The following is a 24,241-nucleotide window of genomic DNA, read 5'->3' as shown; positions in this document are numbered from 1 at the left end:
TGCCGGTCGCGCCTTTCAAGACCGACAACACCTCATTAGCGACCACGTCGGCTCGTTGTCAGGCATTCTCCCCCATCCAGCGAGAAAAACCCAATTTGGGCGCTCCGGGTCGATCCTTTATGATAACAGTGTCTTCTACCGGTGGATAAGCCCGACGGCCACCCGGTTCGTTACAAAGAACATCGCGCGGGTCACCCGGCTAGATTGCGTCGGGGCGGCCCTGCAAACGACCAACAGAGGCACATCCATGCTTTCGATCGTCCCCATCCCCGCTTTCAGCGACAACTACATCTGGTGCGTGACCGACCGGAACAGCGGTAAAGCCCTGGTCGTCGACCCCGGCCAGGCCGCGCCGGTCGCCGACTACTTGCGGGCCAATGATCTGACGCTCGACAGCATCCTGATCACCCACCATCATCCGGATCACGTCGGGGGCGTCGCCGAGCTTGAGGAAACGTTCCAGCCCCAGGCCATTTATGGCCCGGCCGACTCCCCGTTCCAGGGCTGCAGCGTCACACTGACCGAGGGTGACCAGGTTTCCTGGCAGGGCCTGACCTTTGATGTGTACACCGTGCCCGGCCATACACTCGACCACATCGCCTACCACACCAGACAGACCGACATCGGCAATGCGCCGGCGCTCTTCTGCGGAGATACGCTGTTCGCCTGCGGTTGCGGCCGCCTTTTCGAGGGGCATCCGGCACAGATGCGCGAGTCGCTGGACAAGCTGCGTCGCCTGCCCGCTTCGACCCGGGTCTACTGCGCCCACGAGTACACGCTCGCAAACCTGCGCTTTTCCCGTGACCTGCTGCCGGACGACGAAGGGCTCCAGCACTTTGAAATCGCCTGCAAACAGAAACGAGACCGCGGTGAACCCACGTTACCGACTACACTGAAAGACGAGGCCAGCCTTAACCCGTTCCTGCGCTGGGACGACGATGCCGTGGCGACAGCCGTCAGTGCCCGGGACATTCCCGTCGACGGGGAACTGCAAGGCGCTGATCGCGTATTTGCCCAGGTGCGGAAGGCCAAGGACACGTTCAGGGGCTGATCGTCGTTACATGATCTGACGCGGACGTAATAAGCGCTTTCTTGACCCCCTGAAATCGGTTCCCATAGAATCCTGCGAAGTTTTGCTGCCGCTCCCGGCAGCCGCGCAACCCTGCGATGCCGACGGGCACCACACTATTGGACGCATTATGACCTTCGCCAGACTGACCTCTCCTTTCCTGATCGCCTTGCTCATTACCGGATGCCAGACCTTTACCGGCAAGGCCGACCAGGATCTCAGTGAAGGCGAGCTGCTCGAATCCGAACACGTCTCGGTCCCCGCCGGCGATGACGAGCTGCAGGCCTCCGTGGAGGGACAAGCCGACGGCGACACCACCCAGTTGGATGACTCCATCGAGCCGTCACTCAAGTCCCAGGCCGCCAAGGCCCGCGAGCGCCTGGAAGAGCCCACCGGCAAGAAAGTGGCCGCCGATAGCGTCGAGCATGACCTGTGGAGCCGCCTGCGCGACCAGTTCGGACTCGACCTGACGCTCGACAACGATCGCATCGAACAGCAGTTGAGCTGGTACGCCCGGCACCCCCAGTACATTGACCGGGTTGCCAAACGGGCCCAGCGCTATCTTTATTACATCCTGGAACAGGCGGAGGAACGCAATCTGCCCGGTGAGTATGCCCTGCTGCCGGTGGTCGAATCCGCCTTTGATCCGTTCGCGTATTCCCACGGCCGGGCTGCCGGCCTGTGGCAGTTTATCCCGTCCACCGGCCGGGTTTACGGCCTGAACCAGAGCTGGTGGCACGACCAGCGCCGCGACGTCCTGTCAGCGACCAACGGTGCCCTGGAATACCTGGACGCCCTCGCCAATCGCTTCGACGGCGACTATCTGCTCGCGCTGGCCTCCTACAACAGCGGCGCCGGCACCGTAAACCGGGCGATCCGCCGCAACAAGGCAGCGGGCCGCGCCACCGATTACTGGGCATTGAGCCTGCCCCGGGAAACCCGCGCCTACGTGCCCAAGCTGATCGCGATCGCCAAGATCATCGACGATCCGGAGTCCTACGGCATTACCCTGCCGCCGATTGCCGACGAGCCCTATTTCGAGGTGGTGGACACCGGCTCCCAGATCGACCTGGCCCAGGCTGCGACGCTGGCTGGCGTCGATATCGAGGAAATCTACCTGCTCAATCCCGCCTATAATCGCTGGGCCACATCACCGGAGGGGCCGCATCGCCTCCTGGTGCCCAAGGATCACGCCGAACAGTTCCGTCAGGGTCTGGCGCAACTGGATCCGTCCCAACGCGTTTCCTGGAAAAACTACCGGGTGCAGAGCGGTGACAGCCTGATCAAGATTGCGCACCAGTTCGGCACCACCCCCGACGTCATCAAGCAGGTCAACCACATGAGTTCCAACCTCATTCGGGTCGACCAGCGCCTGCTGATCCCCACGTCCACCAAGGGCAACGACGCCTACGCCCTCAGCGCCGCCGAGCGCCTGAAGGACAAGCAGTCGGCGATTGGCCAGCGCACCAGCGGAACTCGAATCAATTACGTGGTCAAAAGGGGCGACACCTTCTGGGATATTGCGCGGGAGCATGGCGTCAGCGTACGCCAGGTCACCAAGTGGAACAGCATGGCGCCGGGCGATCCGCTGAAGCCGGGGCAACGACTGGTGATCTGGTCCGACAAGCCGGGATCGCAGCTTTACGCCATGGCCGGCAGCCGGAAAAACGCCGACATGGTGCGCAAGGTGGGCTACCGGGTGCGTAAAGGCGACTCGCTCGCCCGCATCGCCAGCCGTTTCAACGTTAACGTGAAAGACATTGCGAGCTGGAACAGCCTGGACATCAACAATTATCTGCAGCCAGGTCAAAGTCTGGTACTCTACGTCGATATTCGCCGAAGTCCCTGATCGACAAGCACATTGATGTGATGACGGTCAGGCCCACTGAAAAGAAGAGCGGAATTCATGATCCGATTTAGCCAGACCGTCATCGCCCTGTTTCTCAGCCTTGCCTTCCTTCCGGCCACCTACGCCGCCGACCCCGTCCATGGCCTGGCGATGCATGGAAAGCCCAAGTACGGGGCGGATTTCAAGCACTTCGATTACGTTAACCCCGATGCGCCGAAAGGCGGCACCTTGCGCCTTGGGGTGGTCTCCAACGGCTACGACTCCTTCAACCCGTTCGTGCTTAAGGGCGTTGGCGCCGCTGGGCTGCAAACCTACGCCTATGACACCCTTCTCAAGGCCTCGGCCGACGAGCCGTTCACCATGTACGGCCTGATCGCCGAATCGCTGGAAACACCGGAGGATCGATCCTACGTCATCTTCCACATCCGCCCGCAGGCCCGTTTCTCGGACGGCCAGCCGATTACCGCCGAGGATGTGGCCTATAGCTACCAACTGCTGACCGAACACGGCCACCCCTTCTTTCGCAACTACTACGCGGAAGTCAGCTCTGTCGAGGTGCTGGACAAGCTGAGCGTGCGCTTCGATTTCGGCGACACCAGCAACCACGAGCTGCCACTGATTCTCGGGCAGATGCCGATCCTGCCCAGGCACTACTGGGAAAAACATGATTTCGAGTCCGCCGACCTGACCATCCCGGTCTCCAGCGGCCCCTACACCATCGGCAAGTACGAGCCCGGACGGTCCGTAACCTACGTTCGCAATAAGGATTACTGGGCCGACGATCTGCCGGTGAATGTCGGCTACAACAACTTCGACCGCATCCATTACGACTATTACTCCGACGACACCGTTGCCCTGGAGGCCTTCAAGGCTGGTAACTTCGACTTCCGGGTGGAATCCTCCGCCAAGAACTGGGCCACCGCTTACGAGGGCGATGCGCTGGCTTCCGGACGCATCAGCAAGGAAGCCATCCACCACGGCCGTCCGGCGGGCATGCAGGGTTTCGCCATGAACACCCGCCGCTTCCCGTTCAACAACCGCAAGGTTCGTCAGGCGCTGGCTTATGGCTTCGACTTCCAATGGGCCAACACCAACCTGTTCTACGATCAGTATTCCCGCACCGAGAGCTATTTCGAGAACAGTGAGCTGGCCTCGACCGGACTCCCGACCGGTGACGAACTGGCGCTGCTGGAACCCTACCGGGACCAGTTACCGCCGGAAGTCTTCACCGAAACCTACGAACCGCCCTCCACCGCCGGCGATCACACTCTCCGGGACAACCTGCGCACGGCCATGAAGCTCCTGCAGGAAGCCGGCTTCGAGATCCGTGATGGCAAGATGGTCGAAACCTCATCCGGCAAGCCCCTGCGCTTCCAGATTCTGCTCTGGAGCCAGTCCTTCGAGCGGGTGGTACTGCCGTTCAAGCAAAACCTGGCCAAGTTGGGCATCGATGTGGAAGTGCGCCTGGTGGACACCAGCCAGTACATCCGCCGCGTCCGTGACTTCGATTTCGATATGATCGTTCAGACTCTGGGCCAGTCTGACTCACCGGGCAACGAACAGCGCGACTACTGGTATTCCGGCAACGCCGATCAGGCCGGCTCGCGCAACTACATGGGCGTGAAAGATCCGGTGGTTGACGCCCTGGTCAACAAGCTGATCCAGGCCACCGACCGGCAATCGCTGGTCACCCGGACCCGGGCGCTGGACCGCGTGCTGTTGTGGGGCTTTTACGTGATTCCCCAATGGTACCTGGACGTCGATCGCGTGGCCTACTGGAACAAACTGGCACGCCCGGCCAACACACCCAAGGCCGGCGTCGATGTGTCGCGCTGGTGGATCAAACCCTGACAACCTTTCGCAACCACGAGGAAGCTCCCTGACCGATGGGTGTCTACATCCTGCGACGGCTGTTGCTGATCATTCCCACGCTGATCGGCATCATGTTGCTCAACTTCGTCATCGTACAAGCCGCCCCCGGCGGCCCCATCGAACAGTTCATCGCCCAGATGGAAGGCATGGACTCCGGCGCCCTGGCCCGGGCCGGCGGCGGCGGTGGCAGCGAAGTCAGTGACAGCGGGAGCAACGGCCAGTCCCGTGGCACCAGGGGCATCCCGCCCGAGCTCATCGCCGAGATGGAGACGCTGTACGGGTTCGACAAGCCGCCGGCAGAGCGCTTCTTCAAGATGCTCGGAGATTACGCCACCTTCAACTTCGGGGACAGTTTCTTCCGCGATCGCAGCGTGATCGAGCTGATCATCGACAAACTTCCGGTGTCGATCTCGCTGGGACTCTGGTCGACCCTGATCATCTACCTGATATCGATCCCCCTGGGCATCCGCAAGGCGGTGATGGACGGCACCCGCTTCGACGTCTGGACCAGCTCCACCATCATCATCGGTTACGCCATTCCGGGGTTCCTGTTCGCCATCCTGCTGATCGTCCTGTTCGCCGGCGGCAGCTACTGGGACGTCTTTCCGCTGCGCGGCCTCACCTCGACCAACTTCGACGAGATGACCTGGTACCAGAAAATCGGTGACTACTTCTGGCACCTGGCACTGCCAGTCACCGCCAACGCCATCGGCGGTTTCGCCACCCTGACGCTGCTGACGAAGAATTCCTTCCTCGACGAAATCGGCAAACAGTATGTGGTCACCGCGCGCGCCAAGGGCCTGGAAGAACGTCGCGTGCTCTACGGCCACGTGTTCCGCAACGCCATGCTGATCGTGATTGCCAGCCTGCCCGGGCTGCTGCTGGGACTGTTCTTCACCGGTTCGCTATTGATCGAGGTGATTTTCTCGCTCGACGGCCTCGGCCTGCTGGGCTTTGAGGCGGCCCTGAACCGGGACTACCCGGTGATCTTCGGTACGCTCTACATCATGACCCTGATGGGCCTGATCCTGAAACTCATCAGTGATCTGACCTATGTGCTGGTTGACCCGCGCATCGACTTTGAAAGCCGGGAGGGCTAACCGTGGCATTTCAGCTCTCCCCCATCCAGCGCCGTCGCCTGCAGAATTTCCGCAACAACCGGCGCGGCTATATGTCGCTCTGGCTGTTCCTGTTGTTGTTCACCATCACCCTTTTCGCGGAACTGGTGGCCAACGACAAGCCTCTGGTCGTGACGTATGACGGTGACGTCTATTTCCCCGTGGTTCAGACCATTAACGAGGAAACCTTTGGCGGCTTTCTACCCACCGAAGCGGACTATCGCGACGACTTCATTGCCGACGAGATCAACTCGAAAGGCTGGATGCTGTGGCCACCGGTCCGCTTCAGCTACGACACCATCAACTACAACCTGAAGGTCCCCTCGCCGGCGCCGCCTTCGGCCGAGAACTGGCTGGGCACCGACGACCAGGGGCGCGACGTCGTGGCGCGCCTGATCTACGGCTTCCGCATTTCCGTGCTGTTCGCCCTCACCCTCACCCTGTTCAGTTGCCTCGTCGGGGTCATCGTCGGAGCCGTGCAGGGTTTCTACGGCGGCAAGGTGGACCTGCTGGGCCAGCGATTCGTGGAGGTCTGGTCGGGCCTGCCGGTGCTGTATCTGCTGATCATTCTCTCCAGCATCGTGCAGCCCAACTTCTGGTGGCTGCTGGGCATCATGCTGCTGTTTTCCTGGATGGGGCTGGTGGACGTGGTGCGCGCCGAATTCCTGCGCGCCCGCAACTTCGAATACGTCCGTGCGGCCCGGGCCCTGGGTCTGAGCAACCGCACGATCATGTTCCGGCACATGCTGCCCAATGCCATGGTGGCCACCATCACGTTTGTGCCCTTCATCCTGACCGGAGCCATCACCGGCCTGACATCGCTGGATTTCCTGGGCTTCGGTCTGCCGCCCGGCTCGCCCTCGCTGGGCGAGCTGATCGCTCAGGGCAAGGACAACCTGCAGGCACCCTGGCTGGGGCTGTCGGCCTTCATCACGCTGTCCGTCATGCTGACCCTGCTCGTGTTCATCGGCGAAGCGGTGCGCGACGCCTTCGATCCGCGGAAGAACTGATATGACCGACTTCCTCGACGTACGCAACCTGTCCATCGCCTTTGACGGCAAAGCGGTGGTGCACGATCTGTCGTTCCGGGTGCCGGCCGGCAGGACCGTCGCCCTGGTGGGCGAGAGCGGCTCCGGAAAGTCCGTATCGGCGCTGTCGGTGTTGCGGCTGCTGGACGAACGTCACGCCACCTACCCCAGTGGCGAGATCCTGCTCGACGGTGAAAATCTGCTGGCCGCACCCGACAAACGCATGCGCCAGATCCGCGGTCGCCGCGTGAGCATGATCTTCCAGGAACCGATGACGTCGCTGAACCCGCTGCACACGGTGGAAAAGCAGATCGGCGAAACCCTGGCGATCCATCAGGGCATGCGCCCCAACCAGGCACACGCACGGACGCTGGAACTGCTCGAACTGGTGGGCATTCCCGATCCGCGCGAACGTCTGGCGTACTACCCGCACCAGCTCTCCGGCGGGCAAAAGCAGCGGGTGATGATCGCGATGGCCCTGGCCAATGCGCCGGACCTGTTGATCGCTGACGAACCCACCACAGCCCTCGACGTCACGGTTCAGCGCCAGGTGCTGGAACTGCTGCGCTCGTTACAGGAACGCCTGGGCATGGCCGTGCTGCTGATCACCCACGACCTGTCGATCGTGCGGCGTTATGCCGACGAGGTGGTGGTGATGCAGCATGGGCATCAGGTGGAGGCCGGCCCGACCGAAACCATCTTCGAATCCCCCCGCGACGCTTACACGCGACAGCTTCTCAGCGCCGATCCCGGGAAGGCCCCCTCAAGCCCTTCGACAACGTCGAGGACATTGCTGAGCATGGATGGCGTCGGGGTACGGTTCCCGCTGCGCAGAGGCTTCTTCGGTAAACCCAAAGCCTGGTTGCACGCGGTCCGCGACGTCCATATCGAACTGCGTGAAGGCGAAACCCTGGGTATCGTTGGCGAAAGCGGCAGCGGCAAGACCACCCTGGGCATGGCCCTGATCAAGCTGGTACGGAGCGATGGCAAGATCCTCTACCGGGGCAAGCCGATCAACAACCTGAACCAGAAGCAGTTCAAACCGCTGCGCAAGGATATTCAGATCGTGTTCCAGGACCCCTACGGCAGCCTGAGTCCGCGGATGTCGGTGAGCGAGATCGTCGGCGAAGGCCTGATGGTGCACGCTCCGGACCGGCAAGCCGAGCACGAGGACATGATCGTCCAGGCCCTCCAGGATGTCGGACTGGATCCGGCATCGCGGCACCGCTACCCCCACGAGTTCTCGGGAGGCCAGCGCCAGCGTATCGCGATCGCCCGGGCGCTGGTGCTGCAACCGTCCCTCATCGTCCTGGACGAGCCCACGTCGGCGCTGGACCGAACGGTGCAGAAGCAGGTGATCGAGCTGCTACGCTCATTGCAGCAGCGCTACAGACTCAGCTACCTGTTCATCAGCCACGACCTTGCCGTGGTACGGGCCCTGAGCCACCAGGTCCTGGTGCTCAAAGGCGGAGAAGTGGTGGAGTACGGCGACGCCAGGCAAGTCATGGAAACGCCGCAGGCGGAGTACACGCGTAATTTGCTGGAAGCGGCCTTCTTCTATCACGCCGAAGCGCCCGACGACATCCATACCGGGGCCCGCTGAACTCGGACCTTAGACGAATAGCGACTTAAACGCTGCGGGGCAATCGGAGACAATGCCCCAATCAACGAATCAGGAGATCATTCATGGGAATCCTTAAAGGTAAGCGCGCCCTCATCGTCGGCGTGGCCAGCAAGCATTCAATCGCCCACGGCATCGCCGAGAGCTTCCACCAGCAAGGCGCAGAACTGGCATTCACTTACCAGAATGAAAAGCTCCAGTCCCGCGTCGAGGGTTTCGCCAAGGAATGGGGCAGTGAGCTCACCTTCCCCTGTGATGTGGCCAACGACCAGGAAATCGAAGCGGTATTCACCGAGCTGGGCAAGCACTGGGACAAGGTGGACATCATCATCCACGCGGTCGGCTTCGCGCCGCAAAACGAGCTGCACGGTAACTATGTGGACGTCACCACCCGCGAAGGCTTCAAGATCGCCCACGACATCAGCTCCTACAGCTTTGTCGCCCTGGCCAAGGCTGCGCGCGGCATGCTCAGCGACGACGGCGCGCTGCTGACACTGAGCTACCTGGGCGCCGAACGCGTTCTGCCGAACTACAACGTGATGGGTCTGGCCAAGGCGTCGCTGGAAGCGAACGTGCGCTACATGGCGGCCAGTCTGGGTGCCGACGGCGTCCGCGTGAACGGCATTTCCGCCGGTCCGATCAAGACCCTGGCGGCTTCCGGCATCAAGAGTTTCCGCCGTATGCTGCAGGAAAACGCCAACCGCGCGCCGCTCAAGCGTAACGTCACGACCGAGGAAGTGGGCAACACCGCCGCTTTCCTGTGTTCGAACATGGCCAGCGGCATCACCGGGGAAATCGTCTACGTGGACGCCGGCTTCAACATCACCGGCATGGGCGCGCTGGAAGAATAACCGCCCTGCTGTGCGCCGGGGTCCATCGTCCGATGGCCCCGGTATCCGTTCTTTCCGGCGGCGCTACCGCGCTAATCGTCGTCCAGCGCCCGGACAATGGTTTCCAGCCACTCCAGAATTTCGGTATCGTCCGACTCCAGCACTTCCAGCCCGACTGTCCAGCCGCGCTCGTCTTCGCGACGACACCAAACCACCTCGACCATTAACCGATAGACGGCTTCGTCAGCGGCGCGCTTCAGCGTCACCACCGCGGGAAGAATGGCCCCTTCCGGGACCGGCTCCGAGGCCGCGACACGGATACCCCGGGCGGACAGATCCACGGTATAGCAGGACAGTGCCCGTGGCGCGTCCGTGGCGTCTGTCGGCCCCGCCGATTCCAGCTCCAGGTGAACGCTGACCCGGCCACTGAGGCGAAACTCGCGGCGCTGCTCGTGGTCGGTTTCCGGACCATCGCCGAATTCGTAGTGGCCGAATTCATAGTCTCCGATCGCCATTATCGCCCCACCCTGATTCTTCCCACGACCCGGGACAAGGTATCCTCGAAATCCGCCTCACTGCTCATCAGGCGTGCCTGGTTGCTCAGAATACACTTGACCAGGGTATCGGTGGTCATTTCCGTCCGGTTCAGACCCAACCGGTCGACGAAGATCAGCTTGCCAGTGGCGTTGAGCCGGACAGCCAGTTTCAGCTTGCGCGGTTCATCGCTGGGCGAGTCCGGATCCGGCGCCAGGGTAATCCAGTTACCCAGTTTGAGGGAATCCACCTGCTCCCGAACGGTCGCCAATCGCTCGGCGTTGCGCTTTTCCTCCTCGGCCGCCTGCTTCTCCCGCGCTGCGGCTTCCTCACGTTCCCGGGCCTGTTGCTGCTCCCGGGCGACACGTTCCGCCTCTTCCTGGCGCCGTTTCTCGGCCTCGGCGCGCTCGCGACGCACCTTCTCGGCCTGGGCTTCGGCCTTCGCCCGGGCCTCGCGACGCTTTTCGACCTGGCTGCGCAGCACCTGCTCCAGCTTGTCCAGCGTCTCGCTAACCACCTCGGCAAACGGGTAGATGGCCGGCAAAGGACGCAGGCGACCCGCCGCCAGGTCGTCCTGGAAAGCCTGCCACGTCATCAGGCCGAGTTTGACACCCTCGCCGTTGGTCCAGAGAATTTCCTGGGAATCCTCGAGAAAGGCGAAACAATGCATGCGCTGTTCGGCCTCGCCTTCGCCCTCGACAAACCAGCGGCCTTCCACCTCGGCCGTCTCGGCGCGTTCGATGGTGGGCGGATTCAGCCAGCGCGGCTCGAAAGTAAAGTTTCCAACCGCTTCCAGCTCCACCGGGGAACCGCGCAAACGAGCCACCATCAATTCCTCGACGCCTTGCAGTGCGCCGGCAGGCAGCGGCTCGTTCTGTACACGATTCCAGACTTCGCCGATCTTGTCGCCAAGCTGTTCGCCCACGTGATACAGCTTGTCACGGTCGCGATCGGACAGGTTGGGGTCGGCGACCCAGACCAGCCATTCAAGCAACTTGGCGGCATGTCGGGCGTTCTCGCTGCCGACACCGTCCTGCCAGGCGACCTGGCGCAGCAGTGGAAGCCAGTAGTGGGTAATGAATTCGGTGACCACCGCGGGCAGTGCCCGGCGGGCGATCGCACGGCCAACCAGGGCACGGGCCACCTGTTCCGCGGCGCGCTGCCGGGAAGCCCCCTGCTCCGTTTCCAGTAGCCGCTGGCTCAGACGATCGATGCGACCGTCCTTGCCGGATTGTTCCTTGCGCCAGTCGGCCGTGAAGGCTTCAAAGGGCGCCAGCGACTGTGCCTGGAAGCTCTGGTCGACGGCGGACTGCAACTGGTCGAGCCAGGTCAGCACCTGGCGCGCCGCCCGACCGCCGGAGTCGCTCCAGCCACGCAGCGTGTGAAGGCTGTCCACCCAGTCGTGGACCGGACAGTTTGGTCCGATGGCGGCCGCCCCCTGCTCGGCGATCTGCCAGGCCACCAGGAAACGCAGCCTTGCCACCCGGCGCACCAGTGTGGGATGCAGACCGGATTTGGCGAGGAACACATCCATCATGCGATCGGCCAGGTAGGCGGCGTTGACCTGGCGCACCGACCAGCTCATATCGATCGCCTGCAGCACTTCAATCACGCGACGGTCCTGTTGCTCCCGCCAGCAATCGGCCAGCACCGGCAGCCAGTCAGGCACCGGCTCTTCCCGCGTCAACGGATAAGGCAGATCCGGCACACGGATACCCTTGAGGATCGCCTGGATCAGATCCGGATTAGGCTGCTGTGCGCCGCCGGCCTGGCGGGATGGGGGTCGAACCATGAAGATCAGATATCCTGTAATGCCCCGGCCCGGCGAGAATGCCGACCCTCCGTTGCCTGAATCAGGCATGGGCAGGAAACGGTGTGCAAGAGGGCGTATTGCAGCATGGCTTGGCAAAGGAGTCCACCGCTCACCGGGGACGACTGTGCCAAAGCCGTCGCATAACGAGCGAGGAAGCCATGACAAACGCGTCAGTATAGGTCATCCCTAACGGCGCGATACACTGAAATAGCACGGTTTTCAATTGCATTGGAGTGACTAATATCGCAACATAAACGCCCTTTTCAAGGTGTCTCCGCCCGGTTACGACCAAGGCCCTCCCCTGAGCCTGGAGGTCCGGCGGAACCACCTAACGATAATAATCGCCGGCGGCCCGTGAGCAAGCGGCCTCGCGGTGGACGGCGGTCCACCTCCTGCCACACTCTCACGGAACATTTCCTTCGTGAACGCAGAGTTGCGTTAACGGCTGCCGAATCGGGAGACGACAACGACATGTCTGACAAGCAGATTGAAAACATCAACGTGGCCAGCAACGACCCGTTGATTACCCCCGAAGCGCTGAAACAGGAAATGCCCCTGTCCGACCGCGCCGCGGAAACCGTGGCGAACGGTCGCGCTACAATCAACAACATCCTGGACCGCAAGGATCATCGCCTGTTCGTGGTGGTGGGCCCCTGTTCGATCCATGACGTCAAGGCGGCCCGCGAGTACGCGGAAAAGCTCAAAACCCTGAGCGAAGAGTTGAGCGATACCCTGTACATCGTCATGCGGGTCTATTTCGAGAAGCCCCGCACCACGATCGGCTGGAAAGGTCTGATCAACGACCCGCACCTGGACGACTCCTTCGACATCGAGCAGGGTCTGCATATCGGGCGCCGTCTGCTGCTGGATATCGCCGAGCTGGGTCTGCCGACCGCGACTGAGGCGCTGGATCCGATTTCACCCCAGTACCTGCAGGACACCATTTCCTGGTCCGCCATCGGCGCCCGCACCACCGAATCCCAGACGCACCGTGAGATGAGCTCGGGCCTTTCCATGGCCATCGGCTTCAAGAACGGCACCGATGGCAGCCTGGACGTGGCGATCAACGCCATGAAATCGGTCTCCCACCCGCACAACTTCCTGGGCATTGACCAGCAAGGCAAGGTCTCGATCGTACGCACCAAGGGCAATGCCTATGGCCACGTGGTGCTGCGCGGTGGTGGCGGCAAGCCCAACTACGACTCGGTCAACGTCGCCCTGTGTGAGCAGGAACTGGAAAAAGCCGGCCTGCGCAAGTCCCTAATGGTCGACTGCAGCCACGCCAACTCCAATAAGGATCCGGCCATCCAGCCGCTGGTCATGCAGGATGTGACGCACCAGATCATCGAAGGCAACCAGTCGATCCAGGCTCTGATGGTGGAAAGTCACCTTAACTGGGGCAGCCAGTCGATTCCGGAAAAGCTGGAAGACCTGAAGTATGGTGTCTCCATTACCGACGCCTGCATCGACTGGGAAACCACCGAAAAATCACTGCGCGACATGCACGCCAAGCTCAAGGACGTGCTGCCCAAGCGCACCCAGTAAAACGAAGAACGGCCGGTCCCTCACGGGGCCGGCCGCCTCACTCCTCACTTGTCCTGCTTGCCCGATATCCGGCTAGCCCATCCAGCTCAGTCGATCACGCAGCTGCACCACATCGCCAATGATGATCAGCGTGGGTGGTCTGACGGTACTCTCCTCCACCCGTTCAGAAATAGTGTCCAGCGTGCCGGTGAGCACCGCCTGCTCGGGCGTGGTGCCTTTTGACACCAGGGCTACCGGCGTCGTACCCGCCATGCCGTGCGCTTTGAGCTCACGCGTGATGATCGGCAGCCCCACCAGTCCCATGTAGAACACCAGCGTCTGATTGGTCTGGACGAAATCCCGCCATGGCAAGTTGCAGCTGTCGTTCTTGAGGTGACCGGTCACGAAACGTACCGACTGCGCGTGGTCCCGGTGGGTGAGCGGAATACCGGCGTAAGCCGCGCATCCGGAAGCCGCGGTTATACCCGGCACCACCTGGAAGGAGACGCCGGCCTCGGCCAGGGTCTCAATTTCCTCGCCGCCGCGACCAAAGATAAACGGGTCTCCGCCCTTGAGCCGTACCACCGTGCGTCCATCGCGGGCCAACTCCACCAGTCGCTGGTTGATCTGATCCTGTGGCAGGGTGTGCCTGGAACGTTCCTTGCCGACGTGGATCATCTCGGCGTCCGCCCGCACCCGGTTGAGGATTTCCCGGGACACCAGCCGGTCGTAGAGCACGACGTCCGCCTGGGCGATGATGCGCAGGGCTTTCAGGGTGAGCAGATCGGGATCCCCCGGTCCGGCTCCCACCAGATAGACCTCACCCTGACCGCTCTCGGCGGACGCACGCTCCAGGCTCTGATCCAGTGCAGCTTGCAGTTCCGCCTCCGGCATCTGATGAGCCCGGTTGACCAGCGGTCCTTCCAGCAGGCGATACCAGAAATGACGGCGTTGGTGAGGCGTGGCCAGGAGCGACGACAGTTCGCCCTTGCCCGTCATGCCTTGCAGGACGTTGGCCAGCCCCTCCGGCAACAGGGTGTCCAGCCGCTGACGCAACCAGTTGGCGACTGTGGGCCAGCGCCCACCGGTGTCGACCGTGATCCGCAAAGGACCACGTTGGATCGCCGCCGGAAACTGGACTTGCGCCCGCGGCTCCTGCCCCGGCATCCAGACCGGCACCAGCCGATCCACCCGGTCGAGCCACTGGCGGTCCTCGTCCGCGGCCCCGGTATCGATCAATACCAGGCCGTAGTCGTCACCGGTCAGGGCCGCATCCGCCGGCCAGTCGGGGAGACATTCGCTACCTGCCGGGGCTTCGTCCGGCAGCGCCGAGTGATCGATCCAGACCACCCGCGCCCCCTGATCGGCACATTGACGCGCCTTGGCCAGCAAACGCGGCCCCTTGCCAATGCAGGCCACCACGGCGAGATCGATGCGAAGCGAAACCGTAAGACTCAACTGCTTGCTCTCCTTCTTCCACGATTAGCCCCGACCGGTCCGCCTGGTGCGGTGTCGTCAGGGCTTCAGTACGTCCAGGCCGCCCATGTAGGGCTTGAGAACCTCGGGCACGCGTACGCTGCCGTCGGCCTGCTGATAGTTCTCCAGGATCGCGATCAGGGTGCGGCCCACCGCCAGACCCGAACCGTTCAGCGTATGCACCAGCTCCGGCTTGTTGGTTTCCGGGTTGCGCCAACGCGCCTGCATGCGGCGGGCCTGGAAATCCCGGGTGTTGCTGCAGGACGAAATCTCCCGGTACTTGCCCTGCCCCGGCAGCCAGACTTCCAGGTCGTAGGTGCGGGCTGCGGAGAAGCCGATATCGCCGCCACAGAGCTCGACCACCCGGTATGGCAACTCCAGCTTCTGCAGGATGGTTTCGGCATGACCGGTCAGGATTTCCAGCGCCTGCTCGGAATCCTCCGGCCGTACAATGTGGATCAGCTCCACCTTGTCAAACTGGTGCTGGCGAATCATGCCGCGCACGTCCCGGCCGTAGGATCCCGCCTCGCTCCGGAAACACGGCGTGTGGCACACCATCCGCAGAGGCAGCTCATCCGCCTTGAGGATGTTGTCCCCGGCCAGGTTGGTGGCGGGCACCTCGGCGGTCGGAATCAGGTAGAGCGGATGCTCCCCCTCCATCTTGAACAGGTCTTCCTCGAACTTGGGCAACTGGCCGGTACCGAACAGCGTGTTGGCGTTGACCAGATACGGTAGATAGGTCTCCGTGTAGCCGTGCTCGTCGGTATGGGTATTGAGCATGAACTGCGCCAACGCCCGGTGAAGACGGGCCACGCCCCCACGCATGACCGCAAAGCGCGACTGGGCAAGACGGGCCGCCGCATCAAAATCAAGGCCGCCCAGCGCCTGGCCGAGGTCGACGTGATCTTTCGGTTCGAAATCGAACGCCGGCAGCGTGCCCCACTGACGCAGTTCGACGTTGTCGTCCTCGTCCTTGCCGGCGGGTACGGTGTCATCCGGGACATTGGGAATGCCGGACAGGAACTCGTTCAGTTCCGCCTGGAGTCCGCGCAGCTCGTCTTCCGCTTCGCCACGCTGTTGCTTTAGGTCCTCGACCGCATCGAGCAGCGGCTGGATATCCTCACCGGCTGCCTTGGCCTTGCCGATCGCTTTCGATCGCTTGTTCTGCTCACTCTGAAGCTCTTCGGTGCGGACCTGCAGGGACCGGCGACGGGATTCCAGCGACTGGAACGCCTCGATATCGAAGGTGTAGTTGCGCACGGCGAGCCGGCGGGCAATGTCTTCAGTCTGGCTGCGAACGAGTTTGGGATCGAGCATGATCGTCCTGTTAACTTCGAGTGAATAGAACGCACCGCCATCGGCTGGCCGACGCCGGCGCTGACGTTGCGCATAGTATACCTTCAGGAATTTCCTGTACCACCGCGATGGGTCGCACAGTTGACCGGAATGGCAATCAGGACGGGTGTTTGCCGGCGGGATAGCGCTGCTGCGGGCTCGCCTCGTTGCGAGCGTCCAGCCTTTCCCGTTTTTCCCGGAGTTTGATTTCCAGGCCGCGGGGCGCCGGCTGGTAATAACGTACCCCATGCAGGGCTTCGGGTAAATACGCTTCCCCGGCGGCAAACGCATCCGGCTCGTCGTGCGCGTAGCGGTATTCGGCACCGTGCCCCATGGATTTGAGCAGCGAGGTGGGCGCATTGCGCAGGTGAACCGGCACCTCGTAGTCCGGTTGCTGGCGGATGTCCGCCATACACTGGTTATAGGCCAGCTCGACGGCATTGCTCTTGGGCGCCAGTGACAGGTACGTCGCCGCCTGGGCCAGCCCCAGCTCGCCCTCGGGCGATCCCAGCCGCTCCTGGGTGTCCCAGGCATCCAGACTCAACCGCAATGCCCGGGGATCGGCATTGCCGATGTCCTCGATGGCAATCCGCACCAGGCGGCGGGCGATGTAGAGCGGATCGGCACCGCCATCCAGCATCCGGCACATCCAGTACAGCGCGCCGTCGGGATCGGAGCCGCGCACGGATTTGTGCATGGCCGAGATCTGGTCGTAGAAGACGTCACCACCCTTGTCGAAGCGACGCAGGCTGGACTGCATCACCTGTTCCAGATCCGTCTCGGTCAGCTCGGCGACGCCCTCGCCGTTGTCCTGGGCCAGGTCGGACGCCACCTCCAGAATGTTCAGTCCGCGTCGGGCATCGCCGTCGGCGGCGGTGGCGATGACGTCCAGCAGGGCTTCCGGCACCGCCAGGCGCCCGTTCAGCCCGGTCTCGCTGTCCAGCGCCCGGCGCAACAACGCCTTCAGGTCGTCCGCTGCCAGGTTCTTGAGCACATAGACCCGGGTGCGCGACAGCAGGGCGCTGTTGAGCTCGAAGGACGGGTTCTCCGTCGTCGCGCCGACGAAGATCACGGTGCCATCCTCGATGTGCGGCAGGAAGGCATCCTGCTGACTCTTGTTGAAGCGGTGCACCTCGTCCACGAACAACAGCGTATCGCGACCTTCCACCTGCTTGCGGTTGCGGGCTCGCTCCACCGCATCGCGGATGTCCTTGACGCCACTGAGCACCGCCGAGAGGCTCTCGAAGGCGATGTCCGCGGTGTCCGCCAGGAGCTTGGCGAAAGTGGTCTTGCCCACGCCGGGCGGGCCCCAGAGAATCATCGAATGGAGCTGCCCGTCTTCCACGGCGCGCCGCAAAGGTTTGCCCGGCCCCACCAGGTGCTGCTGACCGGCGTATTCCGCCAGCGAGTGAGGCCGCATGCGAGCGGCCAGGGGCTGGAACCCCTTTTCCTCGGCAAACAGCCCGCCCTGCATTACTGGGCGCTCTTGATGACGTCGACCGAATCCGGGTAATCGAGCGTAAAGGCGGCGTCGGCCACCGGCTCGTTCACCTGGACGTTCTCAAAACGGAGGATGCTTACCTGGTCCAGGGAATCCTGCAGGCGCATTTCCGAGAGCACATCGTCCCGGAAGCGCAGGCGCAGGGACAGGAACAGGGAATCGGCGTTGCGTGGCTCAAGCACGTAATCGTCCACGCCGGGCGTGTCGTCCGGCCGCGTTACGCGGTAGGCCTCTTCCAGGTTGTCGACTTCACCACTCAGCAGCAGCGCCGGCGTCGAGGTCATTTGCTGGTCCATATCCTTGATGGTCACCTGCTCCAGGTCCGGATCGTAGACCTCCACCTGCTTCCCATCGGCCACGATGGTCTGGGCAAACGGGGTTTCCGCTTCCCAGAAGAACAGTCCCGGACGCTTGGCTTTCAGATTGCCGTGGGACTCCTGAACCTGGGTACCGGTGCCATCGACGACCACCTGGATGAAGTCGGCCTGGTAAGTCCGGTAGCTGGCCAGCTTGCCGGCCAGGGCTTGCGCCGCCTGGGAATCGGCCCAGGTCGGAGATGCCAGGGCAAACAGGACAGTGGCCATGGCCAGAATGCGGCCGCAAATGCTTTTCATGCAGTAAAACTCCTCATGCGATACGACGTCTAGTCTCGCGGGGGTGGCGGCGCCAGAACCTCTCGGGCGCCGTTGTGACCGGCAGGACTGACCACGCCGGAGGCTTCCATGGCCTCCACCAGGTTGGCCGCCCGGTTGTAGCCGATCTTGAACTTGCGTTGCACCGAAGAGATGGAGACACGACGGCCCTCGGTGACGAAAGCCACGGCCTCGTCATACAATGAGTCGCCTTCGCTGTCACCGCCCCCTTCCGACAGGGTCGGCACACCGGGCAGGCTCTCGCCTTCGGCGCCATTAAGTACATCGTCCACGTACACCGGCTCGCCACGTTCCTTCCAGGCATTGACGATGCGGTGAACTTCGTCGTCGTCGACGAACGCGCCGTGCACCCGCACCGGCAGGCCGGAGCCGGGCGGCAGGTAGAGCATGTCCCCGTGGCCGAGCAGCTGCTCCGCCCCACCCTGGTCCAGGACGGTGCGCGAATCGATCTTGGACTGGACCGAGAAGGAGATCCGCGTCGGGATGTTGGCCTTGATCAGGCCGGTGATGACATCCACCGACGGGCGCTGGGTTGCCAGGATCAGGTGGATACCGGCGGCCCGTGCTTTCTGGGCAATCCGCGCGATGAGCTCTTCGACCTTCTTGCCGACGATCATCATCATGTCGGCGAACTCGTCGATCACCACGACGATGAACGGCAACGGCTCCAGGGCCGGGCGGGCTTCCTCGGCGTTATCCAGGTGCTCGTCCGGCGTCCAGAGCGGATCCGGGATCGGCTCGCCGGCTTCGATGGCGTCTTTCACCTTGCGGTTGAAACCGGCCAGGTTGCGCACCCCGAGGGCAGCCATCAGCCGGTAGCGACGCTCCATTTCCGCCACGCACCAGCGCAGGCCGTTGGCTGCCTCTTTCATATCGGTAACGACCGGCGCCAACAGGTGCGGAATGCCGTCGTAGATGCTCAGTTCCAGCATCTTCGGGTCCACCATGATGAAGCGGACCTCGTCCGGCGTCGCCTTCAGCAGCATGCTGAGAATCATGGCGTTGACCCCGACGGACTTACCGGAGCCGGTGGTACCGGCCACCAGCAGATGCGGCATCTTGCCCAGGTTGGCGGTCATCGGATTACCGCCGATGTCGTTGCCCAGCGCCAGAGTCAGCGGCGAGGACGGATCCTCATAGGCCTTGGACGACAGCACCTCGCGCAGCCGCACCATTTCCCGCTCTTCGTTGGGAATCTCAATACCCACCACGGACTTGCCGGGAATGACTTCCACCACCCGCACACTGAGCACCGCCAGCGAGCGGGCCAGGTCCTTGGCCAGGTTGGAAATCCGGCTGACTTTCACGCCAGGCGCCGGCTTGATCTCGAACCGGGTGATGACCGGCCCGGGATTGACCTCGACCACTTCCACCTTGACGCCAAAATCGGACAGCTTCTCTTCCAGCAGCCGCGACATATGCTCCAGCGACTCCTCGGAATACCCCTTCTTCTTGTTGGTATCCGGCGGATCAAGCAGGGTCAGCGGCGGCAGCGGACTGTCGATGTTGTCGAACAGCGACGGCTGACGCCCGGATTCCTTCTTGTTGGCTGACCCTTCGTCCTTTCGCTGGAACGGCGAAATCTTCACCGAGCGGGATTCCGGCTGGGCCGGCGTTTTTTGAGCGGGAGGCTTGGCCTTGGCGACCGGTGGCGCCGGCGTCTCTTCGCGTGCGGAAAAGCCGCTGTCGACGGGCGTATCGTCGGCCGGCGTGGCCGCCAAACCATCCACACTGGGCTCGATTCGCTGAGGCTGGGTTTCCTCGAAGGGATCGTCGGGTTCGGAGCGGCGGAACAGGTTACGCAGACGCTCGAACAGGGAAGGCCTGTCGTCTTCCTCGGCGACGCGGTCGTTAATCAGCGGCGGTTCCCGGCGCTTCGGCTCGGGTTCGGGCAAGTCATCGTCGTCATCGCCGGAGGTATCAAACTGGGTGCGGACCCACTCCACCGACTTCAGCGTATAGTCGCCCAACTGGTCCATTAACTGGAACCAGGACAGCCCGGTAAACACGGTCAGGGCAAACAGGAAGATCGCCACCAGGAGGAGGGTCGCCGCCGGCAGGTTAAAGGCCCCCACCATGGTTTCCGAAACCTCGACGCCGATGACGCCACCGGCGCTGGCGTCCAGCCCCATGATGGAGTACATCGACAGCAGGCTCGTGGCGCTCAGGACAATAAGCACAAAACCGCCAAAGCGCAGCGCCAGCAGGGGCCAATGCAGCTCCAGCGGATCGTTGCGATGCTTGACCAGCAGGAAGGCATAGAAAGCCACCATCGCCGGAAACAGGAAGCCCACCTGCCCGAAGAAATCGATCAGCAGACTGGCGATCCAGGCACCGGTGCGCCCGGCGTAATTCACCACCGTGACGTCGTGCCCGATACTGGCCCAGCCAGGGTCTTTCGGACTGAAACTGACCAGCGCCATCAGCAGGTAAATGCACAGGGCCACGAGGGCAATCAGCGCCCCTTCGCGACCACCCTGCGCCAGCAGTTTGCGAAAGCGCTGCTGCTTTTCCGTCAGCTGAGTCTCTTCGCTCGCTTTTTTCCGTTCTGACATGGACTGACTACGGCTCATTCAGAGCAGGCTTCCTTCTGTTATTAGCGCGTCAATGCGTCCAACCCGCGGGCCAGATCGGCCTTCAGGTCGTCAATATCTTCCAGCCCGACCGATATCCGGATCAGGTTTTCCGTGATCCCCGCCTCAGCCTTGTCTTCGGCGGACAGGCGGCCGTGAGTGGTGGTGGCCGGATGAGTCACGGTGGTGCGGGTATCCCCCAGGTTACCGGTGATGGACATCACCTGCGTCGAGTCGATGACCTGCCAGGCCTCCTCGCGAGCGCCCTTCACCCGAAATGACAGGACGCCACCGAAGCCTTTCTGCTGCCGGCGGGCCAGTTCATGCTGGGGATGGGACTCCAGGCCCGCGTAGAACACGCGCTCCACCGCCGGGTGCTGTTCCAGCCACTGGGCCAACTCTAACGCACTGGCACAGTGGGCGCGCATACGAATCGGTAACGTTTCCAGACCTTTAAGGAAGACCCAGGCGTTGAATGGACTCAGGCTGGGACCGGCCGAGCGCATGAAGCCGTAGACTTCTTCCATCAGCGCGTTGGAACCGATGACCACACCGCCGATACAGCGCCCCTGGCCATCGAGGTACTTGGTGGCCGAGTGAATCACAATATCGGCACCGTATTCGAACGGCCGCTGCAGGATCGGCGTGCAGAAGCAGTTATCGACCACCAGCAACGCGTCGTGGCTCTTGGCCAGCGCCGACAGCTCCTGCAGGTCCGCCACTTCACACAACGGGTTGGACGGCGTTTCCAGGAACAGCATTTTCGTTTCGGGGCGGATTGCCGCACGCCAGCCTTCCATATCCGTCAGGCTGACGAACGTGGTGTCGACGCCGAAACGGGCCAGGTACTTCTGGAACAGCACATTGGTGGTACCGAAAACGCCGCGCGAGCACACCACATGATCTCCCGCCTGCAGCAGCGCCATGCAGGTACTGAGAATCGCGGCCATGCCGGATGCCGTGCCCACGGCCCGCTCGCCCCCTTCCATCGCCGCAATACGCGCCTCGAAGGACTGGACCGTGGGGTTGGTGAAGCGGGAGTAGATGTTGCCCGGCTCCTCGCCACCAAAGCGCGCCGCGGCCTGGGCCGCGCTGCCATAGACGAAGCTGGAGGTGGGAAAAATGGCATCGCTGTGCTCAAGCTGGGCGGTCCGCATCTGCCCTGCCCTCACCGCCAACGTGTCGACGGACACGCCCTCAAGGTCGGTTTCCGGGATCAGGTTATGCTCCTCACGGATCTTGGTCATCGGTGCCTTTCCTCAAGCTCAGTCTTCGTCGTTGTGCAGGTCGATAATGCCGTTTTCGGTGCTCATCGCAGTGCTTTTCTTCGCCCTGGAGCTTTCACTGCGCTGGCTTTCCAGGTTGGCGAGATAGGCCGCGTCGATGTCGCCGGTGACGTACTTGCCATCGAAAACGGAGCACTCCCAGGCTTCGATCTCGGGATTGACGTCATTGACGCAGGTGATCAGGTCGTCCAGGTCCTGGTACACCAGCCAGTCGGCACCGATCATGTCCTGGATTTCCTCGATCGAACGATCGTGCGCGATCAGCTCGCTGGCCGCCGGCATATCGATGCCGTAGACGTTCGGATAACGCACCGGGGGCGCTGCGGACGCGAAGTACACCTTGCGCGCTCCGGCGTCGCGGGCCATCTGCACGATTTCTTCACAGGTGGTGCCGCGCACAATGGAGTCGTCCACCAACAGCACGTTCTTGTCCTTGAACTCCAGATCAATGGGGTTCAGCTTCTGGCGCACGGACTTCTTGCGCATCTTCTGGCCGGGCATGATGAACGTCCGGCCGATGTAGCGATTCTTGATGAAGCCTTCGCGGAACTTGACCCCAAGGCGGTGCGCCATCTGGATGGCCGAGGTCCGGCTTGTGTCGGGGATCGGCATCACCACGTCGATATCATGATCGGGACGCTCGCGCAGAACCTTGTCCGCCAGGGTTTCCCCCATGCGCAGGCGCGCCTTGTAGACCGACACCTTGTCGAGAATGGTATCCGGACGGGCAAAATAGACGTGCTCGAAGATACACGGGATCAGATGCGGGTCCTTGGCGCACTGCTGGTTGTAGAGCGTGCCGTCGGTCTCGATGTAGACCGCTTCGCCCGGCTCGATGTCGCGAACCAGTTTGAAGCCGGCGGCGTTCAGGGCCACGCTTTCGGAGGCAATCATGTATTCCTTGCCGGCTTCGGTCTCGCGCACGCCGAAACAGGCTGGGCGGATCCCCTTGGGATCGCGGAACCCGACGATGCCGTAGCCGGTAATCATGGCAATCACCGCGTAAGCACCACGACAACGCTCGTGGACGGCGCTGACCGCGGCAAAGATTTCGTCCTTGGTCGGCACCAGCTTGCCCTGCTTCTGCAGCTCGTGGGCGAACACGTTGAGCAGGACTTCGGAATCGGAATTGGTATTGATGTGGCGCAGGTCGGTGCGGAACAGATCCTGGCTCAGCTCGTCGGCGTTGGTCAGGTTGCCGTTATGAGCCAGGGTAATGCCATAAGGGCTGTTCACATAGAAAGGCTGGGCCTCGGCCGAACTGGAACTGCCCGCCGTGGGATAGCGCACGTGACCAATACCCACGTTGCCCACCAGGCGGCGCATATGGCGGGTGCGGAACACGTCCCGCACCAGGCCGTTGTCCTTGCGCAGATAAAAGCGCTCGTCCTGGAAGGTTACGATGCCGGCCGCATCCTGCCCCCGGTGCTGAAGAACCGTCAACGCGTCGTACAGCGTCTGGTTGACGTTAGAGGTACTTACGATACCGACAATGCCACACATGGGTGTTTACTTCTCCAGTACAGAAATCATGGCTTCGTTGCCCGGTTGTGCCTGAACCGTGGAAGCGGGTTCCCCGGCCGGTCCGAGCCATCGTTCAAACTCATCGCCCAGCATGCGCCGGGACCACTGTTCCACCAGGGCCAGCCGGTCAATCATGATCGACTCTCTCCACCAGGTATCCTGGGACAATGGCGTATAACGCACGAAGGCAATGGCGACAATTACGACCAGAACGCCACGCAACAGGCCAAATCCCATTCCCAGTACACGATCGGTAGCGGAAAGACCGGTGGCGCGGACAAGTTGTCCGATCAGGTTATTGATCACGGCACCCACGATCAGGGTACCAAAAAACAGGATGGCAAACGCGGCAATCAGCCGGACCAGCGGGGTCTCGACGGTGCTCTCCAGCAGCGACTGCATCTGCGGGTGAAAGGTGCGCGCGATGATAAAGGCGCATACCCAGGTGACCAGGGACAGCGCCTCCCTGACAAAACCGCGCTTGAGGCTGATCAGGGTCGAAACCGTGATGATTGTGATGATGACCCAGTCTATCCAGATCAGCGCGTCCATGGTCGACCCACTAACGAATTTCAGAAGCGCGGATTCTAACAGGAAACCGGGTCACACCAAACCTTGAAGCCGTCGCCGGAATG

The 24,241-nt window shown here is 62.4% G+C and carries 18 protein-coding genes; 8 read left to right on the top strand and 10 right to left on the bottom strand.

All coding sequences use genetic code 11. The features are described 5' to 3' along the window. Nucleotides 1-247 precede the first annotated feature (247 nt). The 7 genes from gloB to DKK67_RS09165 all read left to right on the top strand — a co-directional run bounded on the left by gloB (nt 248) and on the right by DKK67_RS09165 (nt 9,408). Nucleotides 248-1,051, top strand: a complete 804-nt coding sequence (gene gloB / locus DKK67_RS09195; protein WP_111496063.1) for a hydroxyacylglutathione hydrolase — start codon at nt 248-250, stop codon at nt 1,049-1,051. Nucleotides 1,052-1,199: 148 nt separating this feature from the next. Beyond that, the gene (locus tag DKK67_RS09190; RefSeq protein ID WP_111496062.1) at nt 1,200-2,918 is read left to right on the top strand and encodes a LysM peptidoglycan-binding domain-containing protein; all 1,719 of its coding nucleotides are present in this window, start codon (nt 1,200-1,202) and stop codon (nt 2,916-2,918) included. Between the two features lie 57 nt (nt 2,919-2,975). Next, complete coding sequence (locus DKK67_RS09185; RefSeq protein WP_111496061.1) at nt 2,976-4,769, top strand: extracellular solute-binding protein; 1,794 nt, start codon at nt 2,976-2,978, stop codon at nt 4,767-4,769. Between the two features lie 35 nt (nt 4,770-4,804). Beyond that, nucleotides 4,805-5,890 (top strand): microcin C ABC transporter permease YejB, encoded by a 1,086-nt coding sequence (locus DKK67_RS09180; protein WP_111496060.1) that lies wholly within the window; start codon nt 4,805-4,807, stop codon nt 5,888-5,890. A 2-nt stretch (nt 5,891-5,892) separates the two neighbouring features. Further along, on the top strand, nt 5,893-6,918 hold the full coding sequence (locus tag DKK67_RS09175) for an ABC transporter permease (protein WP_111496059.1): 1,026 nt from the start codon (nt 5,893-5,895) through the stop codon (nt 6,916-6,918). 1 nt (nt 6,919) lies between these two features. Beyond that, nucleotides 6,920-8,539 carry an ABC transporter ATP-binding protein gene (locus DKK67_RS09170; protein WP_111496058.1) on the top strand — a complete coding sequence of 540 codons (1,620 nt, stop codon included), beginning with the start codon at nt 6,920-6,922 and terminating at the stop codon, nt 8,537-8,539. Nucleotides 8,540-8,622: 83 nt separating this feature from the next. Further along, nucleotides 8,623-9,408 (top strand): enoyl-ACP reductase FabI, encoded by a 786-nt coding sequence (locus DKK67_RS09165; RefSeq protein WP_111496057.1) that lies wholly within the window; start codon nt 8,623-8,625, stop codon nt 9,406-9,408. Between the two features lie 71 nt (nt 9,409-9,479). Here the strand turns inward: DKK67_RS09165 and DKK67_RS09160 are convergent, their stop codons facing one another. After that, on the bottom strand, nt 9,480-9,902 hold the full coding sequence (locus tag DKK67_RS09160) for a PilZ domain-containing protein (protein ID WP_111496056.1): 423 nt from the start codon (nt 9,900-9,902) through the stop codon (nt 9,480-9,482). Then, a complete protein-coding gene (locus tag DKK67_RS09155) occupies nt 9,902-11,713 on the bottom strand; it encodes a DUF1631 family protein (RefSeq protein WP_111496055.1) in 1,812 nt (603 codons plus the stop codon). Before DKK67_RS09155 ends, DKK67_RS09160 begins: the two co-directional genes overlap by 1 nt. 492 nt (nt 11,714-12,205) lie before the next feature. On the opposite strand from DKK67_RS09155, the gene DKK67_RS09150 reads away from it, so the two are divergent. Beyond that, entirely contained in the window at nt 12,206-13,279 is a 1,074-nt protein-coding gene (locus tag DKK67_RS09150) for a 3-deoxy-7-phosphoheptulonate synthase (RefSeq protein WP_111496054.1), read from the top strand. A gap of 72 nt (nt 13,280-13,351) precedes the next feature. Here DKK67_RS09150 and cysG read toward each other — a convergent pair whose 3' ends face one another. From cysG to DKK67_RS09110, 8 genes are all read right to left on the bottom strand, one after another. Further along, a complete protein-coding gene (gene cysG / locus DKK67_RS09145) occupies nt 13,352-14,716 on the bottom strand; it encodes a siroheme synthase CysG (RefSeq protein ID WP_111496053.1) in 1,365 nt (454 codons plus the stop codon). 57 nt (nt 14,717-14,773) lie between these two features. After that, nucleotides 14,774-16,051, bottom strand: a complete 1,278-nt coding sequence (serS, locus tag DKK67_RS09140; protein ID WP_111496052.1) for a serine--tRNA ligase — start codon at nt 16,049-16,051, stop codon at nt 14,774-14,776. A gap of 136 nt (nt 16,052-16,187) precedes the next feature. After that, nucleotides 16,188-17,543 carry a replication-associated recombination protein A gene (locus DKK67_RS09135; protein ID WP_111496051.1) on the bottom strand — a complete coding sequence of 452 codons (1,356 nt, stop codon included), beginning with the start codon at nt 17,541-17,543 and terminating at the stop codon, nt 16,188-16,190. Then, nucleotides 17,543-18,184, bottom strand: coding sequence for an outer membrane lipoprotein chaperone LolA (gene lolA / locus DKK67_RS09130; RefSeq protein ID WP_111496050.1), 642 nt, complete (start codon nt 18,182-18,184; stop codon nt 17,543-17,545). The genes DKK67_RS09135 and lolA overlap by 1 nt, the downstream gene beginning before the upstream one ends. Nucleotides 18,185-18,213: 29 nt before the next feature. After that, on the bottom strand, nt 18,214-20,778 hold the full coding sequence (locus DKK67_RS09125) for a DNA translocase FtsK (RefSeq protein WP_111496049.1): 2,565 nt from the start codon (nt 20,776-20,778) through the stop codon (nt 18,214-18,216). Between the two features lie 41 nt (nt 20,779-20,819). After that, nucleotides 20,820-22,043 (bottom strand): O-succinylhomoserine sulfhydrylase, encoded by a 1,224-nt coding sequence (locus DKK67_RS09120; RefSeq protein ID WP_111496048.1) that lies wholly within the window; start codon nt 22,041-22,043, stop codon nt 20,820-20,822. An 18-nt stretch (nt 22,044-22,061) separates the two neighbouring features. Continuing rightward, nucleotides 22,062-23,585 carry an amidophosphoribosyltransferase gene (gene purF, locus DKK67_RS09115; protein ID WP_111496047.1) on the bottom strand — a complete coding sequence of 508 codons (1,524 nt, stop codon included), beginning with the start codon at nt 23,583-23,585 and terminating at the stop codon, nt 22,062-22,064. A 6-nt stretch (nt 23,586-23,591) separates the two neighbouring features. Continuing rightward, nucleotides 23,592-24,158 carry a CvpA family protein gene (locus DKK67_RS09110; protein ID WP_111496046.1) on the bottom strand — a complete coding sequence of 189 codons (567 nt, stop codon included), beginning with the start codon at nt 24,156-24,158 and terminating at the stop codon, nt 23,592-23,594. Nucleotides 24,159-24,241 lie beyond the last annotated feature (83 nt).

The sequence above is a fragment of the Marinobacter bohaiensis genome (genome assembly GCF_003258515.1).
GTDB classification, from domain to species: domain Bacteria; phylum Pseudomonadota; class Gammaproteobacteria; order Pseudomonadales; family Oleiphilaceae; genus Marinobacter_A; species Marinobacter_A bohaiensis.
The sequence above is the reverse complement of the archived record's forward strand: the minus strand, read 5'-3'. Positions and strand labels throughout refer to the sequence as shown.